Origin of the sequence: Psychrobacter pasteurii, assembly GCF_900162815.1 — a bacterium.
Taxonomy (GTDB): Bacteria; Pseudomonadota; Gammaproteobacteria; order Pseudomonadales; family Moraxellaceae; genus Psychrobacter; species Psychrobacter pasteurii.
The window spans coordinates 1-645 of record NZ_FUGD01000019.1; the positions used below are offsets into that span (position 1 = coordinate 1).

1 pseudogene is annotated in these 645 nt (G+C 40.8%); it reads right to left on the reverse strand.

Annotated elements, in window-relative coordinates:
• A pseudogene (locus A1232T_RS14550) lies at positions 1 to 645 on the reverse strand (nuclease/transposase family protein); the annotation flags it as partial.

A 645-nucleotide genomic window follows, 5' to 3' on the forward strand; every position in this document is an offset into this window, starting at 1 on the left:
TGCTTTGACACGCTTTTTATTCTTAGCACGCTGGGCTACTGCTAATTTATTCGCCCATTTTTGCGTTTGCTTAATAGTTAGCTTGTCACCATTTGAGGTGGTTGCAGACTCTTTCAAGTTGAGGTGGTTGCAGACTCTTTCAAGCCTAAATCAATACCAATGCTGCCCTTACCACTTACTTGCTTAGGAAAGTCTTTAACAGTGATACACGCATACCAACGATTACGACTGTCTTGTACTATCTCAAGCGTGTTGATTTGATACAGGCTTAGGTTGTAACTATCGAATACATCGATGATAAGCTTTTGACCTTTAGATAGCGATAGCTGTAGGGTTGATTTCAGTGCCTTCTTACCTGTCTGCCTTGTTTGCAAATACTTGATAGCAGATTTTTTAAAAGGTATCCAACCCAGTGATTTACGTTTGGCATCAGGACGGTTGCTGCGCCAGTTAAGTTTGGCTTTTTTAAATTGTTTACGTGATTTAGCGTGTGTCTCATTGATAGCCTGTAAGGTCTGACTGTGTCATCCTAAATACTCACCGCTACCTTTGGTGTACTGGTTTAAATCATAGGCTGAAAAGTACTTACCGGTACGTTTTAGATGCTCAAAGCACAGCGCATTAATATAGTTCCACACGAAGTTC